The 2,850-nt window shown below is 72.4% G+C and carries 2 protein-coding genes; both read left to right on the forward strand.

Annotation, left to right across the window (positions count from 1 at the left end; all coding sequences use genetic code 11):
* Positions 1-1,264, forward strand: a 1,264-nt coding sequence (locus tag JWQ05_RS09510; protein ID WP_299657889.1) for a type I secretion system permease/ATPase, incomplete at its 5' end; no start/stop codon positions are given.
* Positions 1,264-2,601 carry an HlyD family type I secretion periplasmic adaptor subunit gene (locus JWQ05_RS09515; RefSeq protein ID WP_299657891.1) on the forward strand — a complete coding sequence of 446 codons (1,338 nt, stop codon included), beginning with the start codon at positions 1,264-1,266 and terminating at the stop codon, positions 2,599-2,601. The genes JWQ05_RS09510 and JWQ05_RS09515, both read left to right, overlap by 1 nt.
* Positions 2,602-2,850: the final 249 nt, after the last annotated feature.

Below are 2,850 nucleotides of genomic sequence, written 5' to 3' on the forward strand. Positions count from 1 at the left end.
CGCCGCCGTGCTCGCCAGCTTCGGCCTCCTCACCGACCGGGCCACCCGGCAACCCGCCCAGACCGCCACCGGCCACGGCCTGCGCCGCAACGGTCTGGCGGAGGCCGGGCGCCGCAACGCCGAAGTGCTGGCGGCCATGGGCATGCAGGGTCGCTTTTCCTCCCGCTGGGCCGGGGCCAACGCGGAGTACATGCAGGCCCAGCAGCGCGCCTCCGACATCGCCGGGGGGTTTGGCGCCGCCTCGAAGGTCTTCCGCATGGCCCTGCAATCGGGCGTGCTGGCGCTCGGCGCGTACCTCGTCATCAACGGCCAGGCCAGTGCCGGCATCATCATCGCGAGCTCCATCCTGGTGGCCCGCGCGCTGGCGCCGGCCGAACTCGCCATCGCCAACTGGAAAGGCTTCGTCCAGGCCCGCCAATCCTGGGCCCGGCTCTCGGAGCTCTTCGCCCGCATGCCGGCGCAGGGCCAGCCTCACGCGCTGCCGGCGCCCGCCCGCAGCCTGCAGGTGGAGAGCCTCAGCGTGGCGCCCCCCGGCACCCCGCGCCTCGTGGTCCAGGACGTGAGCTTCGGGCTCCAGGCCGGCCAGGGCCTGGGCGTCATCGGCCCCTCGGCCTCGGGCAAGTCGAGCCTGGTGCGCGCGCTCGTCGGGGTCTGGCCGGCGGTTCGCGGCAAGGTCCGCCTCGACGGGGCGGCCCTCGACCAATGGTCGGCCGACGATCTCGGGCCGCACATCGGCTTCCTGCCCCAGGAGGTCGAGCTGTTCGCCGGCACGATCGCCGAGAACATCGCCCGCTTCGATCCGCAGGCCGCCCCCGAGGCGGTGATCGCGGCGGCGCAGGCCGCCGGCGTGCACGACCTCGTCCTGCGCCTGTCGGAGGGCTACGACACCCGCATCGGCGAGGGCGGGGCGGGCTTGTCCGCCGGCCAGCGCCAGCGCGTGGGCCTCGCCCGCGCCCTCTATGGCGAGCCCTTCCTCGTCCTGCTGGACGAGCCCAACGCCAACCTTGACGCGGAGGGCGAGAACGCCCTCACGGGGGCCATCCTCGGGGTGCGCCGGCGCGGGGGCATCTGCGTCGTCATCGCCCATCGTCCCTCGGCCCTGGCGGCGGTCGACCTCATCCTGATGATGGCGGACGGCCGGGCCCAGGCCTTCGGGCCCAAGGACGAGGTCCTGAAGCGCGTGCTGCGCCCGGCCTCGGTGCCCGTCGAGACCCATCCGGCCGAGATCCGCGGCGAGCCCGGCCCCCTTCAGGAGCGCGCGTGATGGCCCTCGCCCTCGACACCGCCGCGCCGGGCCTTCCCCGCCCCACCGCCCACGGCTCGATCCGCCGCCACCTCGCGCTGAGCCTCGGCCTCGGCACGCTCCTGGTGGTGGGGGTGGGTGGCTGGGCCACCTTCACGCAGATCTCGGGGGCGGTGATCGCGCCGGGCCAGCTCGTGGTCGAGTCCGACGTCAAGAAGGTGCAGCACCCCACCGGCGGGGTCGTCGGCGCGCTCCTGGTGCGCGAGGGCGCCCGGGTCCGGGCCGGCGACGTGCTGATCCGCCTCGACGAGACGCAGGTGCGGGCCAACCTCGACATCGTCCTCAAGGCGCTCGATGAGCTCTCCGCGCGCCGCGCCCGCGACGAGGCCGAGCGCGACGGGGCCGCCCGCATCACGTTCCCGTCCGAGTTGCTGGCCCGCAGGAACAGCGACCCGGCGGTCGCCCACCTGATCGAGGGCGAGACCCGGCTGTTTGCCGCCCGCGTGGCGGGGCGCGAGGGCCAGAAGGCGCAGCTGCGCGAGCGCGTCCAGCAGCTGCGCGAGGAGATCAAGGGGCTGACCGAGCAGGTCGCGGCCAAGGCCCGCGAGGTCGGCTTCATCACCGGCGAGCTCACGGGCGTGCGCGAACTCTACGCCAAGAACCTGGTGCCGCTCGCCCGCGTCAACGCGCTCGAACGCGACGCCGCCCGCCTCGACGGCGAGCGCGGGCAGCTCATCGCCTCGACCGCGTCCGCGCGCGGCAAGATCGCCGAGACCGAATTGCAGATCCTGCAGATCGACGGGGACATGCGCACCGAGACCGGCAAGGACCTGGCCGAGATCCGGGGCAAGTGGTCGGAATACGTGGAGAAGCGGGTCGCGGCCGAGGACCAGTTGAAGCGCGTGGACCTGCGCGCGCCCCAGGCCGGCATCGTGCACCAGATGACGGTGCACACCATCGGCGGCCTGGTGACGCCCGCCGAGCCCGCCATGCTGATCGTGCCGGAGGCCGACCAGCTCGCGGTGGAGGTGAAGATCGCGCCCCAGGACATCGACAACGTCCGCCTCGACCAGCCGGCGGTCTTGCGCTTCCCGGCCTTCAACCAGCGCGTCACGCCCGAGATCGACGGGGTGGTGAGCCGGATCTCGGCCGACGTCACCACCGACCCGAAGACGGGCGCGAGCTACTACACCGCCCGGATCCGGGTGCCGGAGGAGCAGAAGCAGCGCCTCGGCACCGCCCGCCTCGTGCCCGGCATGCCGGTGGAGAGCTACATGCAGCTCGGCGACCGCTCCGTCCTGAGCTACCTCGTCAAACCCCTCTCCGACCAGATCGCAAAAGCCTGGCGGGAACGCTGACGGGGTCGGAGATCAATCCCGCTCGCGAGACCAGGGTTCGCCGCCGCCTCGTCCGGCGGCCGATTCCCGTGCAGACGAGCCCATCTCTCCGAAATCAATGTGTGTAAATTAACCCATGATCGATCGTCGACATTAAATCAGTCATCGCCGATCCGAACATTCACCTCCCCTGCGCCCTGATCCGCGAACATTGGCGCAGCATCTCCGACCGGTCCATGGGCAAGGTCGGCCGCGAGGCGCGACAGGATT

The organism is Methylobacterium sp., assembly GCF_028290105.1.
Lineage (GTDB): Bacteria > Pseudomonadota > Alphaproteobacteria > Rhizobiales > Beijerinckiaceae > Methylobacterium.

Excerpts from the sequence above, each read along its gene's own strand:
- JWQ05_RS09515 (WP_299657891.1), top strand. The coding sequence starts at position 1,264 with ATGGCCCTCGCCCTCGACACCGCCGCGCCGGGCCTTCCCCGCCCCACC.